Annotated in this window: 7 protein-coding genes and 1 tRNA gene; 3 read left to right on the top strand and 5 right to left on the bottom strand. The window is 67.3% G+C overall.

Features of this window, described 5'->3' with window-relative positions; translation table 11 throughout:
• The first annotated feature begins 135 nt into the window (after positions 1–135).
• Positions 136–3576 (top strand): pyruvate carboxylase, encoded by a 3441-nt coding sequence (locus ACE3Q6_RS03405; protein WP_374428483.1) that lies wholly within the window; start codon positions 136–138, stop codon positions 3574–3576.
• A gap of 128 nt (positions 3577–3704) precedes the next feature.
• Here ACE3Q6_RS03405 and ACE3Q6_RS03400 read toward each other — a convergent pair whose 3' ends face one another.
• Positions 3705–3902, bottom strand: a complete 198-nt coding sequence (locus ACE3Q6_RS03400; RefSeq protein ID WP_374428479.1) for a CsbD family protein — start codon at positions 3900–3902, stop codon at positions 3705–3707.
• A 162-nt stretch (positions 3903–4064) separates the two neighbouring features.
• Complete coding sequence (locus ACE3Q6_RS03395; RefSeq protein ID WP_374428475.1) at positions 4065–4346, bottom strand: hypothetical protein; 282 nt, start codon at positions 4344–4346, stop codon at positions 4065–4067.
• 309 nt (positions 4347–4655) lie between these two features.
• On the opposite strand from ACE3Q6_RS03395, the gene ACE3Q6_RS03390 reads away from it, so the two are divergent.
• Positions 4656–4730, top strand: a tRNA-Gly gene (locus ACE3Q6_RS03390).
• 52 nt (positions 4731–4782) lie between these two features.
• Here the strand turns inward: ACE3Q6_RS03390 and ACE3Q6_RS03385 are convergent.
• From ACE3Q6_RS03385 to ACE3Q6_RS03375, 3 genes are read right to left on the bottom strand one after another with little or no spacing between them, the layout of a single operon-like run.
• Positions 4783–5589: a CpsD/CapB family tyrosine-protein kinase gene (locus ACE3Q6_RS03385; RefSeq protein WP_374428471.1), complete on the bottom strand. Its 807-nt coding sequence runs from the start codon at positions 5587–5589 to the stop codon at positions 4783–4785.
• A gap of 6 nt (positions 5590–5595) precedes the next feature.
• Entirely contained in the window at positions 5596–7140 is a 1545-nt protein-coding gene (locus tag ACE3Q6_RS03380) for a GumC family protein (protein ID WP_374428469.1), read from the bottom strand.
• Positions 7130–8197 carry an ExeA family protein gene (locus tag ACE3Q6_RS03375; RefSeq protein WP_374428467.1) on the bottom strand — a complete coding sequence of 356 codons (1068 nt, stop codon included), beginning with the start codon at positions 8195–8197 and terminating at the stop codon, positions 7130–7132. The genes ACE3Q6_RS03380 and ACE3Q6_RS03375 overlap by 11 nt, the downstream gene beginning before the upstream one ends.
• Before the next feature lie 406 nt (positions 8198–8603).
• Between ACE3Q6_RS03375 and ACE3Q6_RS03370 the strand changes: the two genes are divergently transcribed.
• Positions 8604–14927 (top strand): SDR family NAD(P)-dependent oxidoreductase, encoded by a 6324-nt coding sequence (locus ACE3Q6_RS03370; RefSeq protein ID WP_374428465.1) that lies wholly within the window; start codon positions 8604–8606, stop codon positions 14925–14927.
• The last annotated feature ends 12 nt before the right edge of the window (positions 14928–14939 follow it).

The raw sequence follows: 14939 nt of genomic DNA, 5'->3' as shown, positions 1-14939 counted from the left end.
CATCGGCGGCGATGTTTGCGCTAACAACACAGCGCGGCGCTCTGTCGCATTTCAATCGGAAAAGGACGTCAAAAGCCCTTGCGCTGCAGCGCAGCACCCCTAATGTGCCTGCGTCGCTTGCCTGGGGAGGCCAGAATGCCCGAATTCAAGAAGATCCTTGTCGCCAACCGGGGCGAGATCGCGATCCGCGTCATGCGCGCGGCCAACGAGATGGGCAAGAAGACCGTCGCGGTCTACGCCGAAGAGGACAAGCTTTCCCTCCACCGCTTCAAGGCGGATGAGGCGTACCGGATCGGCGAAGGCCTCTCGCCCGTCGGTGCTTATCTGAGCATCCCCGAGATCATCCGCGTCGCCCGCATGGCCGGGGCCGATGCGATCCACCCGGGCTATGGCCTCCTCTCCGAGAACCCCGACTTCGTCGACGCCTGCGACAAGGCCGGGATCACCTTCATCGGCCCCCGCGCCGAAACCATGCGGGCGCTTGGCGACAAGGCCTCCGCTCGCCGCGTGGCGATGGAGGCCGGTGTCCCGGTCATCCCGGCGACCGAGGTGCTGGGCGACGACATGGCGCTTATCAAGAAGCAGGCGAAGGAAGTTGGCTATCCGCTGATGCTCAAGGCCTCCTGGGGCGGTGGCGGTCGGGGGATGCGGCCAATCCTGTCGGAGGACGAGCTGGAGGCGAAGGTCCGCGAGGGCCGTCGTGAGGCGGAAGCCGCCTTCGGCAACGGCGAGGGCTACCTGGAGAAGATGATCACCCGGGCGCGGCACGTCGAGGTGCAGATCCTGGGCGACAAGCAGGGCAACTGCTGGCACCTGTGGGAACGCGACTGCACCGTCCAGCGCCGGAACCAGAAGGTCGTCGAACGCGCTCCTGCCCCCTACCTCACGCAGGAACAGCGCGAGGAAGTCTGCGAGATGGCCAAGCGCATCTGCGGCCACGTCGCCTATGAATGCGCCGGCACGGTCGAGTTCCTGATGGATATGGAGACCGGCAAGTTCTACTTCATCGAGGTGAACCCCCGCGTCCAGGTCGAGCACACCGTCACCGAAGAGGTCACGGGGATCGACATCGTCCAGGCCCAGATCCTGATCGAGGAAGGCAAGTCCCTGCCCGAGGCGACCGGGGTGGCCTCCCAGGCCGACGTCAAGCTGAACGGCCACGCGCTACAGTGCCGCGTCACCACGGAAGACCCGCTGAACAACTTCATCCCGGACTACGGTCGCTTGACCGCCTACCGCTCGGCCACCGGGAACGGCATCCGCCTCGATGGTGGCACGGCCTATGCCGGGTCGGTCATCACGCGGTATTACGACTCGCTTCTGGTGAAGGTCACGGCCCATGCCCAGACGCCTGAAAAGGCGATCGCGCGGATGGACCGGGCACTGCGCGAATTCCGCATCCGGGGTGTGGCTACGAACATCGAGTTCGTGATCAACCTCCTGAAGCACCCGACCTTCCTGAACGACACCTACACCACGAAGTTCATCGACACGACGCCTGAGCTTTTCGCCTTCAAGAAGCGGCGCGACCGGGCGACGAAGATCCTCCTCTACATCGCCGACATCACCGTGAACGGCCACCCGGAGACGGCAGGCCGCCCGAAGCCCCCGGCCGAGGCCAAGCCGCCGAAGCCCCCCGCGCTGAAGGCCGATCCCGCGATGGGGACCCGGAACCTGCTGGAGCAGAAGGGCCCGCAGGCCGTGGCCGACTGGATGAAGGCGCAGACCAAGGTCCTGCTGACCGACACGACGATGCGCGACGGGCACCAGTCGCTGCTCGCGACCCGGATGCGGTCGATCGACATGATCAAGGTCGCCCCCGCCTATGCCGCGAACCTGCCGCAGCTGTTCAGCGTGGAATGCTGGGGCGGGGCCACCTTCGACGTGGCCTACCGCTTCCTGCAGGAGTGCCCCTGGCAGCGCCTCCGCGACCTCCGCGCCGCGATGCCAAACCTGATGACGCAGATGCTGCTCCGCGCCTCGAACGGGGTGGGCTACACGAACTACCCGGACAACGTGGTGCGCAGCTTTGTCCTGCAGGCCGCCAAGACCGGCGTCGACGTGTTCCGCGTCTTCGACAGCCTCAACTGGGTCGAGAACATGCGTGTCGCGATGGACGCGGTGATCGAGGCGAACAAGGTCTGCGAAGGCACCATCTGCTATACCGGCGACCTTCTGGACCCGGCCCGGTCGAAGTACGACCTGAAATACTACCTCGACCGCGCGAAGGAGCTGAAAGCGGCCGGAGCGCACGTTCTGGGCCTGAAGGACATGGCCGGCCTCATGAAACCAGCCTCGGCCCGCGTCCTGATCAAGGCCTTGAAGCAAGAGATCGGCCTGCCGGTCCACTTCCACACCCACGACACCAGCGGAGCCGGGGCGGCCACCATCCTTGCCGCCTGCGACGCGGGCGTGGACGCCGTGGACGCGGCGATGGACGCGTTCTCGGGCGGCACCTCGCAGCCCTGCCTCGGCTCCATCGTCGAAGCCCTGCGGAACACCGACCGCGACACCGGCATCGACATCGCGGCGGTGCGGCAAATTTCCGACTACTGGGAAGCCGTCCGCAAGCAGTACGCGGCCTTCGAGAGCGGCCTCCAGGCCCCGGCGTCCGAGGTCTACCTGCACGAAATGCCCGGCGGACAGTTCACCAACCTCAAGGCGCAAGCCCGCAGCCTTGGTCTGGAAGAACGCTGGCACGAGGTCGCCCAGGCCTATGCCGATGCGAACCAGATGTTCGGCGACATCGTGAAGGTCACCCCGTCCTCGAAGGTCGTGGGGGACATGGCGCTGATGATGGTGGCGCAGGGGCTGACCCGCGCGCAGGTCGAGGACCCGAACGTCGACGTGGCCTTCCCGGACAGCGTGGTGGACATGCTGAAGGGCAACCTCGGGCAACCGCATGGCGGCTGGCCGGAGGGGATCCTGAAGAAGGTCCTGAAGGGCGAGGCGCCGCTGACCGACCGGCCCGGCAAGACCCTGCCGCCGGTGGACCTGGAAGCGGTCCGCAAGAAGGTGTCCGAGGAGATGAACGGGATCACCGTCGATGACGAGGACCTGAACGGCTACCTCATGTATCCCAAGGTCTTCCTCGACTACATGGGCCGCCACAAGCAGTACGGCCCGGTCCGGACCCTGCCCACGCCGGTCTTCTTCTACGGCATGCAGCCGGGGGACGAGGTGAGCCTTGAGATCGACCCCGGCAAGACGCTGGAGATCCGCCTGCAGGCCGTGGGCGAGACGACGGAAGAGGGCGAGGTCAAGGTCTTCTTCGAACTGAACGGCCAGCCCCGCGTGATCCGCGTGCCGAACCGGGCGGTGAAGGCGAAGACCGCGGCGCGGCCCAAGGCGCAGGACGGCAACGCTTCGCACATCGGCGCGCCGATGCCGGGGGCGGTGGCGTCCATCGCGGTGACGGTGGGCCAGAAGGTGCGCGCGGGCGACCTGCTTCTCAACATCGAGGCGATGAAGATGGAGACGGGCCTGCACTGCGACCGCGAGGCGGTGGTGAAGGCGATCCATGTCCATCCGGGCAGCCAGATCGAGGCCAAGGACCTGCTGATCGAGCTGGAATGACGGCGGCCTGTCCACGCAGGACGCAATCCGAAGACCTGTCGAATCAAGGACTTGGCTGCGGACGTTAGGACTTCGGAAAGGTTTTCCGGGCGTAGGGTGGGCGATTTCGCCCACCCTCCCCTAGCGGCTTAGTAGCGCGAGAAGAAGTCGTCGACTTCCCGCTGGGCCTCATCCTTGGTCTTGCCGTAGCGTTCCTGGATGCGGCCGGCCAGCTTGTCCTTGTGGCCCTCGGCGATGTCGAGGTCATCATCGGTAAGCTCGCCCCACATCACCTTGGCCTCGCCCTTCATCTGCTTCCACATGCCGGCGATCTGATCGTTGTTCATCGCAGTTCTCCTGTTGCCGGACGGCGCGTCACACGCCGTCTTCATGCAGGAATGACGACCCGGCGGCGATCTGGTTCCCACCGGAAAGGGCCATCGGCGGAGGAGCGCCAAAGAAAAGGGCCGCCCCGAAGGACGGCCCTTACCGCGCAGATGCGCGGTAGATCAGGCAGCGGTGAACGAGCCGGCTTCTTCAGCCGCCTTCAGCTCTTCGGCCGACAGTTCGCCCGAAGCGTCGGTGTCGGCGGCCTTGAAGGCCTCTTCGGTCACGGCAGTGTAGACCGCCTGCACTTCGGCCAGCGAGAAGGTGCCGTTCGCATCGGTGTCGACCACGACCGGAGCCGCAGCCTCGGTGGCGGCAGCGTCAGCAGCCGGGGCCTCGCCTTCAGCGAAAGCGGCGGTAGCGGACAGGGCCGAGGCGGCCAGGACGAATGCGATCTTGTTCATTTCAACTCTCCATTTCGCGGCACCGCAGCACGCGGCGCCACACAAGAAGGCGACTGTGCCTTCGCCGCGCAACCTATTCAAAACAGGCCCGAATCCAAGATGAGTCGGGGTCCGTGCGCGCTAACGTCACGGCGATTTTACTGCGCTGCAACATGGATTGACGCTGCATGTGCACTGGGGATTTCTGGACGGTTGGCCTGTCCGTCCGACGCCGGCCCGGCGAGGAAAAGCAGAAAAAATCACTGCCCTGTCACTTTACCCCTTGCGGCCCCCCGCGCCTCTTTATAAATCCTCGCTCGTCCAGACGGCGCGGGCGTAGCTCAGGGGTAGAGCATAACCTTGCCAAGGTTAGGGTCGTGAGTTCGAATCTCATCGCCCGCTCCATCCGGACCAGATGAGGGGCCCCTTGCGGGCCCCTTCTTCTTTGGTCGCGACCTCAAACCGGGTAGGTGAGCGACTCTTCCTGTTCCATGTAGCGGCACTTGTTCAGCACCACGCCCAGGACCTGCGTCCGCTTGGCCAGGTCCTTGCCGCACTTCTCGATCTCGGCCACGGTGGTTTCCTCGGCCGCCGCGACCATCAGCGCGCAGTCGACCTGGTCGAGGAACGAGATCGCATCGTCGCTGACCAGGACCGGCGAGAGGTCGAACAGCACTATGTCGGGGCGCAGTTGGGTCTCGATCTCGTCGATGATGTCAGCCGTGCGGGCGGCGGACAGCAGTTCCGCCGGGTTCTCGGAGGCCCTTGTGCTCATCGCGAAGGCCAGGTTGGGCCCGACGCGCCGGATGTGGCTGTAGTCGATACGCCCTTCGGCCAGCATCTGCGCGAAGTGCTGTTCGGCCCCCGCCCCCAGCATTTCCATAAGCGAGGGATGCCGCAGGTCCAGTTCGATCACCAGCACCCGCGTATCGGCAAGCCGCGCGAGGCTGAAGGCCAGGTTCGCGGTCACGGTCGACTTGCCGCAGCCCGGCGTGGGCGAGGTGATCGCCACCCGCGTCCAGCCGTTCGTGCGCAGCGTGCGCAAGAGGTTGGTCCGCATCACGTCGAAGCTCGCCGCGCTGGGCCCCGGATTGATCGCCACGATTCGGCTCCGCTCCAGGTGCCCGGGATTGAGCTTCAGCTCTGCCAGTCCCTGCCAGGGCCCCGTCTCGGCCGACTTCATCGGGGTGCCCGGGTTGGCCCCCTGAAGCTTGCGCTCGCGCGCGGCGCGGGCTTTTGCGAGTGCGGATTGTATCCGTTCCATGAGTGCTTACTCGGTAAGGGCCGGGGCGGTCGCCTCGGCGGCAGAATCGGGGCCAAGGCCCAGGAGGGGACCCAGCGGCGTGACGTGGAGGTCCACCGCCAGCAGGACCATCGGGATGTTGATCAACAGCATCGCCAGGATCGCGAAGCGGTTCAGCGTCATCCCCTTGCGCCGCTCGGGTCCGAGAAGGTAGCCCACGGTGCCGAAGGGTGGTGCACCCAGCGCCTTCATGACTTCCGAAGGGCGCCGCACCGCCTGGTTCATGAGTTCGAGAAGGAGCAGGAACGCGGCCGACAGGATCACGCCCGCGCCGAGGGCGACGATCGCGATCCGCTTGCGGTTTGGTTCAGCCCGGAACGGAGGTGGCACCGCCTTGTCGATGACGCTGATCCGCTGGCCCCGGTCGGTGACCTCGATCCGGTCGCCGATCCGAGCCTCCGACAGGCTGGTCACGGCTTCCTCGTACTGGACGCGCAGGGTTTCGTAGTTGCTCTGCAGCTCGGCCAGCCGGATCGAGTTGCCGGGTGTCGCCTCGATCGAGGCTTCCAGCTTGACGAGGTCTTCCTCCAGGAGCTTCTTCTGTTCGGCCAGGAAGGAAATCTGGCCGTCGATGTCCAGCATCTGCACTTCGAAGGCCGAAAGCTGGCCGCCTCCCGACGCGCCAAGCTGCGCCTTGACCCGCTCTTCCAGCGCCGCAACCTCGGTCTGCAGCGCCCGCAGCCGGGGGTTTGACGGCGACAGCGTCACAAGGGCAGATGCAAGCTCTTGCCGGGCCTCTTCCAGACGCTCCTCTTCGGGCGAACGTTCGGTTTCCGAGGTCACGAGGCGGCCGGTGCGGTCGTAAAGCTCGGTCAGCCGGTCGCGGCGGTCACGCAGCGAGGCAAGCTCGCGGTTGACCTGCAACAGGCGCTCCTGCTGGCTGGCCTGGCGCGTGCGGCGATATTCCAGGCTTTCGGGCAAAGCGTCGCGGTTCGCCTGCTCGAACTCCAGGATCTTGGCGTTCTGCTGCGCCAGCTCGTCCGTCAGGCGACGCACTTCCTGGTCGAAGAAGTCCAGCGTGCTGCCCGAGGCCTGGGTGCGCAGCTCGGTGTTCCATTGCAGGATCTGCTCGGCGATGTCGTTGGTGACGCTGGCCGAAAGCTCGGGGGTGCCGGCCGCAAAGCTGACGTGGACCACACCTGTATTGCCCTGCGTCGTCGGCATGTAGATCTGGATCCGGTTGGCCAGCTGGTCAAGCTTCACCGTCTGGGTCATCTCGGGCGCGTCATCGAACAGCTTGTGCCGGTCCGCCAGCATGAGAAGGTTCTCGCGGGTCTCGATGCGCTGCTGGATGGACAGCAGGATCTCGTCCGCCGTCGACCGCACGGTCGAGGTGGCCAGCTCGTCCGGAATCTGGGCGTTCTCGATCAAGAGGCGGGACTCGGCGCGGTAGACCGGCGGCAGCGAGATGGCATAAAGAACCCCCGCCATCGCGGCCGTGACCGTGATCGCAATGATCACCGGCAACCGCCGCATGACCAAGGACAGGTAGAAGCGCAGGTCAAGCGTCATTGGAAGTCTCACTCGTGTGTCGTGCGGCGTTGGCAGAGAAGAAGACGCCGTCGTCCAGAACCTGCTGGACAAGTGCCGGGGTGACCGTGCGCTTGCCCCGCGTGAAGGCGTAGACCAGCGAAAGATCACACAACTGGTTGACCAGGCGCGGGACGCCCCGTGTCACCTGGTGGATAAGGTCGATGGCAGGGCCGGTGAAGATGCGCTTCGCAGCGCCCGCGACCTTCAACCGGTGCGGGATGTAGCCGCGTACCGTCTTCAGATCCATCGCCGTCAGATGATAGCTGGCCGCGACGCGCTGCGCAAACTGGCGCATCTTCTGCTGTGACACCAGATCGCGCAGCTCGGGCTGGCCGATCAGCACCAGCTGCAGCACCTCGTCCTTGCCCGAGTTGATGTTGATGAACATCCGCAGCTCTTCCAGAGCCTCGGCGGTCAGGTTCTGCGCCTCGTCGAAGATCAGCACGACCGACCGGCCGTTGGCATATTCGGACAGAAGGAAATTCTGGAAGCGCGAGAAGAGGTCGACGTAGCTTTCGTTCAGGTCCGCCGGCTGGTCCAGCGCGTGCAGGACCCACCGCAGCAGTTCCGCGCGCGAGCCATGCGGGTTCGAGATGAGGCCCACCTTGATCTCGGGCCCAAGCGACCGGATCAGGTGCAAAAGCAGCGTGGTCTTCCCGGCCCCCACTTCGCCGGTGATCAGCGTGATCGGGGAATTGGCGCGGATGCCGTATTCCAGCATCGTGTAGGCGCGCTGGTGCGACTGCGGCCAGTACAGGAAATCGGGGTCCGGGGTCAGCGCAAAGGGGCGCGAGGTCAGCCCGAAATGCTCGGTGTAGATGTCGCCCTGCAAGGCCGGCTGCGGCTCGAGCGCCAGGATGCGCGACCGGACCCGGCGCGGCGTGGGATGGACAGGCCGGACCTCGGGCGTTGGCGGCGGAGGCGGCGGCTCGGGTTCCGGGACAGGCGCGGGCGTGACGGTGGCCGTGTCGTTGCCAGCGTCCTGATCGAACCACAGGATGCGGGAAAACAACTTGCGGGATCTCTGACGCGTCATCTACTCACCCTTAAGCAATTCCCTTAACTCCAAGGGAGTTGCCCCCCTCTCATAAGCAATGTTGTGCGGCAAGGCGATGTCTTCGGCACGACTGATGCCCAGATGGCAACAAAGCAGCGAAATCAGCAGCCTAGAACCGGTTTTGCCGCAGGAATGGCGTTTTTATGGACCAATGTCCGTGCGTATCCGGACAAGGTGCTGTAGGAAAGGTCAAGGAAATTTTTGACGGCGCGCGAATCGTTGATGGACCTGATGGGTTGCCAGATTTTGGGCAGGTGCATGATTTTCGTGTTGGTGCCGGGACGTCCAGCGAGCCTGCCTTGGGCAGGGTGCAACGTCGGGCCAGCTCAGGTGGCGACATGCAGGCCGCCAGTCGCCGCCAGGCTAAGTTGAAGAGGGTAGTCGCATGAAGGACGGTATGCAGGACCTTCCCGCTGAAACCGATATTGCCATCGTCGGCATGGCCGCGCATCTGCCCGGCGCGGCAGACATCCAGACCTATTGGGAGAACCTGCGCGAAGGCCGCTCGGCGGTGCGTCGGCTGACCGAGGAAGAGATCCTGGCCTCGGGCGAAAGCCCTGCCCTGTTGCGCAACCCGAACTACGTCCCCGCCGCCGCTCTCCTAGAAGGCTACGACCGTTTCGACGCCGAATTCTTCGGGTTTTCGCCCAAGGAAGCCGCGATCCTCGACCCCCAGCACCGCCAGTTCCTGGAAGTCGCCTGGGAAGCGCTGGAGAACGCCGGTCACACGCCCGAAGGGTTCAAGGGCCGCATCGGCGTCTTCGCGGGCTGCGGCATGGGCAGCTACTTCTACTTCAACCTCTGCTCGAACCCGGCGCTGGTGGACTCGACGGGGATGTTCCTCCTCCGCCATACCGGCAACGACAAGGACTTCCTGTCGACCCGCGTCAGCCACGTCTTCGACCTGAAGGGGCCGAGCCTTGGCTTGCAGACCGCCTGCTCGACCTCGCTGGTCGCCACCCACTACGCGATCCAGGCACTCCTGAACGGCGAATGCGACATGGCGCTGGCGGGGGGCGTGACCATCGACCTGCCCCAGGGCCGCGGCTACATCTACAAGGAGGGCGAGGTCCTCTCCCCCGACGGCGTCTGCCATGCCTTCGACCACCGGGCGCAGGGCACCGTGTTCGGCTCCGGCGCGGGGACGGTCCTTCTCCGCCGCCTTGAGGACGCACTCGCTGACGGCGACCACATCTGGGGCGTCATCAAGGGATCGGCCGTCAACAACGACGGGGCAGCGAAGGCCGGATACCTGGCGCCCTCGGTCGAGGGCCAATCCGCCTGCGTCGCCACTGCCCTGGCCGTCGCGGGGACGCCCGCCGAGACCATCGACTACGTCGAATGCCACGGCACCGGCACCTACCTCGGCGACCCCATCGAGGTCGCCGCCCTGACCGAGGCCTTCCGCCGCACCACCGACGCGAAGGGCTTTGCCCGGATCGGGTCCGTGAAAACCAACATCGGCCACCTCGACACCGCCGCCGGAGTCGCGAGCCTGATCAAGACCACCCTTGCCCTCCACCACGGCCAGATGCCGCCTAGCCTCAATTTCGAGGCCCCGAACCCCGCCATCGACTTCGACGGCAGCCCCTTCCGCGTCAACGACAAGCTTTCCGACTGGCCCCGCCGCATAGGCCCCCGCCGCGCCGGAGTGAACTCGCTTGGCGTCGGCGGCACCAACGCCTTCGTCGTAGTGCAGGAACCGCCCGCCGTGGCCGCGTCCGAGGCCTCGGACTGGCCCTTCCAGCTCATCACCCTCTCCGCCCGCAGCCAGTCGGCCCTGGGTGAGGCCTCCTCCCGCCTCGCCGCCCACCTCCGCGCGCACCCGGAGCAGGACCTCGCCGACGTCGCCTGGACCCTGAAGGAAGGCCGCCGCGCCTTCGAACACCGGCGCGTGCTGGTGGCAGGCAGCCACGAAGAAGCTGCCCAGATGCTGGAGGCTGGCGACCCCCGCCGCGTCTTCACCCAGCGCCGCCTTGGCGACCGCCCCGACGTCGTCTTCATGTTCCCCGGCGGCGGCGCGCAATACCCCAACATGGCGCGCGACCTCTACGAGACCGAACCCGTCTTCGCCGAATGGATGGACCGGGGCCTCGCCGCCCTGGGCGATGCCGAGGCCGAAACCCGCGCGCTGTGGCTTCCGCCCAAGGGCCAGGAACAGGCCGCGGCCGAGGCTCTGCGCCAGCCGTCGAAGCAGCTCCCCCTGATCCTCATCGTCGAGGTCGCGCTGGCCAAGCTCTGGGAAAGCTGGGGCATCCAGCCCGCCGTCCTGATCGGCCATTCGATGGGCGAAAACGCCGCCGCCTGCGTGGCCGGCGTGATGACGCTGGAGGCCGCCGTGGGACTCGTCCGCCTGCGCGGGCAGCTCTTCGATACCGTGCCCGCGGGCGGTATGCTGTCCGTGCCGCTGTCGGAGGCCGCGCTGAAGCCCTACCTTGGCGATCTCGACATCGCCTCGGTCAACGCGCCGGAGCTGACCGTGGTTTCGGGGTCGGACGCGGGCCTGAGGGACCTGGCCGAACGGCTCAAGGCCGACGGCATCGACACCACCCGCATCGCAATCGACATCGCCGCGCATTCGAAGATGCTGGAAGGCATCCTTGCGGCCTTCCGCGCCCATCTGGCCGGGATGCACCTCAGCCCCCCGCAGATCCCGATCATCTCCAACCGCTCCGGCCAGGTCCTGACCGATGCCGAGGCGACCAGCCCCGACTACTGGGTCGCCCACCTGAGGAATACCGTCCGCTTCGCCGACGGCATGGCGACGCTGCGCCAGAAGGCCGACCGGATCTATCTGGAGGTCGGCCCCGGCCGCGCGATGGCATCGCTCGCGCAGGCCAACGGCGCGATGGGGGGCCAGCCCGTGCCCGCAAGCCTCCGCCACCCCGATGACACCGTCTCGGACGACCGCCACTTCATCGCCACCCTCGGCCGCCTCTGGGCCTGCGGGGCCGAGCCCGACCTGACCCAGCTCTGGGGCGAGGCCAAACGCCGCCGCGTCCCCCTGCCGACCTACCCCTTCCAGCGCAGCCGCTACTTCGTCGAACGCGGGCAACCGGCCGTGGTGACCGAGGCCGACCTGACCCCGACGCGCCACGACAGCGTGACCGACTTCGGCTACAAGATCGGCTGGCGCGTCATGCCCGCCGACTGCCCGGTCGACGTGGAAACCGAACTTGGGCCTGCCCGGACCTGGCTCGTCTTCGCCGATGAGGCCGGCCTCGCCCGCGCCGCCGTCCAGCGCCTGCGGGCCGCCAGCCACCGCGTCATCACCGTCCACGCCGGCGACGCCTTCGCCCGCACTTCGGACGACACCTACACGCTCGCCCCCGAACACGGGCGCGAAGGCTACGACGCGCTTCTCGCCGACCTCGCCCAGCGCGACTTGTCGCCAGCCCGGATCGCCCATTTCTGGCTGGTCACGGAAAAAGAGGCCTTCCGCCCGGGCTCCAGCTTCTTCCAGCGGAACCTCGAACAGGGCTTCTGGAGCCTCTTCTTCCTCGGCCAGGCCATCGCCGAGATCGGCCTGAAGCCCCTGCCCCACCTGACCGTCGTCACCTCCGGCGCGGCGCAGGTCCGGACCGAGGCGCTCCCCTACCCCGAGAAAGCCACCGTCGCAGGCCCCGTCCGCGTCATGCCGCGCGAACTGCCCGGGCTGACGGCAAGCCTCCTCGACGTGACGCTGGACAAGAAGATCACGGGCGAAACGGTCTCGGCGGTGCTTGAGGAAATGCTTGCGACCCCCGCCAATACCGTCGCCGCGATCCGTGGTAGCCGTCGGCTTGAGACCCGCCTCGTCCCGGCGAAACTGCCGGAGCAGGCGGAGGTCCCCGAAGGCTCCGTCTGGGTGATCACCGGCGGCTTCGGCGGGATCGGCGTCACCGTGGCTGAGCGCCTGATGCGCGACCGCCACGCCAAGGTCGCCCTGATCGGCCGCAACCTTCCCGAACCCGGATCGGTCCGCGCCGGAGTCCTCTCGCGCCTGGAACGCCTCGGCCGCGTGATGGCCGTCGCCGCCGATGTCTGCAACCCCGAGGACATGCGCGCCGCCTTCGACCGCGTCCGCGCGGAGTTCGGCCCGATCTACGGCGTCGTCCATGCCGCAGGCACCGTCGATGACGCCCCCCTCCTTGGCAAGGACCCAGGGTCCGCCGACGCGGTCCTGTCGCCCAAGGTCCACGGCACGAAGCTCCTCGACACCCTCCTCCCCGACGGGTCGGTCGACCGGATCGTCCTGTTCAGCTCCACCTCCACCGTCCTGACCCCCGCCGGCCAGGCCGACTACGTGGCGGCCAACGAATACCTGAACGCCTTCGCCAGATCCCGCGCGGGGGGCCTGACAAAGGTCACCTCGGTCAACTGGGGCATCTGGTCCGGCATCGGCATGGCCGCCGACGCCGACGCCCGCCGCCAGGGCAAGGACGCAGGCGCCCCGCTGCCCGGCCAGCTGGTCCTGGAACGGATGCAGAAGGGCGAGGACGAGACGCGCTTCCACGCCACGCTGACCAAAGAGCACTGGGTCATGGACGACCACCGCCTGCTCGACGGCACGGCAGTCCTGCCCGGCTCGGCCTACCCGGAGATCGCGGGTGAGGCTCTGGCGGCTGCCGGTGCAAAGAACAGCTTCCAGCTGACCGACCTCACCGTCTTCCGTCCCCTGCGGCTGGAGGCGGACCTCCCCCGCGACTTCCGCGTCAGCCTCACGCGCACCCGGGACGGCAAGCAGCGCCTGCAGGCCCGCGCGCTGGAGCCGCAGGGCTGGGCGCTGACCGCCGAGATGGGGGTCGCCCCCCTCGACGCGCCCGCCGGGACCATCGACCTGACCGCCATCGCGGCCCGTTGCCCGGACAAGGCCACGGCGGCAGGCGGGGAAAACCTCCCCTCGGCGCAGGAGGACCGCATCGCCTTCGGTCCGCGCTGGCAGGTCCTGAAGGCCACCGCGCTCGGCAACCGCGAAGGTCTCGCCACCCTCTCGCTCCCCCCGCAGGCCGTGGTCGACACCGCCACCGCCGCGCTGCACCCCGCGCTTTACGACATCGGCACCGGTTGGGGCATCGCGCTTCTGCCCAAGGTGGCCGAGGGCTTCGTATGGGCCCCGGTCACCACGACCTCTGTCCGCGTCCACGGCGGGCTTCCGGCAGAAATCCGCAGCTGGGTCCGCCTGTCGGGCACGCCTGCCGAGGACACCGCGAGCTTCGACGTCACCCTGACCGACCCCACGGGCAAGGTCCTCGTCGAGGTCGAAGCCATCACCTTCCGCAAGGTCGCCTTCGAGGAAGCCCTCGCCAAACCCGCCGCGCCGAACCCGCGCGAGGTGATCCGCGACGACGACCAGCGTGGCCAGTCCCCCGCCGAACAGCGCCTCGCCCAGGCCCTTGCCGGAGGCATCCGCCCCGCCGAGGGTGCCGAGGCCTTCCTCCGCGCCATCGGCTCGGACCAGGCCCAGGTCCTCGTCTCCTCGCTCGACCTCGACGCGCTGGTCAAACAGGCCAACGCCCCCGTGGCGACGGAAACCGAAGGCCCCGGCTTTGCACGGCCCGAGCTGGAAAGCGCCTACCTCGCCCCGAGGAACAGCGTGGAACGCACCCTTGCCGGCTTCTGGGCCGAACTCCTGGGCGTCGCCGAAGTGGGGGTCGAGGACGACTTCTTCGCCTTGGGCGGACACTCCCTGATCGCGGTGCGCCTCTTCGCGATGATCCGCCGCCAGTGGAAGGTCGACTTCCCGATCTCGGTCCTGTTCGAGGCCCCGACCATCGCCCGCTGCGCCCAGCTGATCATCGACCGCATCGGCCCGCAGGACGACAGCGCCCCTGCCCCCACCGAACTCGCCGACCCGGCAGGCCCGAAGTTCACCCACCTCGTCGCCATGCACCGGGGCGAGGGCGGGCCGAAGACGCCCTTCTTCCTCGTCGCGGGCATGTTCGGCAACGTCTTGAACCTCCGCCACCTCGCCAGCCTCCTCGGCACCGACCGGCCCTTCTACGGCCTTCAGGCCAAGGGCCTCTTCGGCGACGACAAGCCGCACATGACGATCGAGGAGGCCGCCGCCTCCTGCCTCGCCGAAATCCGGCAGGTCCAGCCCAAGGGGCCGTATCTGCTCGGCGGCTTTTCCGGCGGCGGTCTCACCGCCTGGGACATCGGCCGCCAGCTTCGCGCAGAAGGAGAGGAAGTGGCCCTCATGGTCCTCCTCGACACGCCGCTGCCCGTCCGGCCTTTCCTCACCAAGCCCGACAAGGCCCTGATCAAGCTCGCGGAACTCCGCGCCGGGGGGCCGCAGTTCCTGGCCGATTGGGCCAAGCGGCGCTGGGAATGGGAACGCTCGCGCCGCGCCAAGGCCGCGAACGAGCCCGACCCGACCGTGCCGTCCTACAACAACGCTGCCATCGAGGCCGCCTTCCGCCATGCCATCGGCGTCTACGACCTGCAGGCATGGGAGGACGGCAAGGTCATCCTCTACCGTCCGCCCTTGGACCGGCACTGGAAGGTCACCGGCGGCAATTGGGTCTCGTCGCAGCGGGAATACGTCTTCCACGACAACCTCTGGACGCCCTACGCGCCCCGGCTGGACGTGGTGGAGGTCCCCGGCGACCACGATTCCATGGTGCTGGAACCGAACGTCCGGGTGCTCGCCGCCCGGATGAAGGCCGCGATCCAGGCGGCCGAGGCGGGCGAATTCCGCGCGCCTGATCAACGACTTGCTGCCGAGTGACCCCGGAGAATG

Source organism: Tabrizicola sp., assembly GCF_041913445.1.
Lineage (GTDB): Bacteria > Pseudomonadota > Alphaproteobacteria > Rhodobacterales > Rhodobacteraceae > Tabrizicola.
This window is presented reverse-complemented; position numbering and strand designations above follow the sequence as displayed.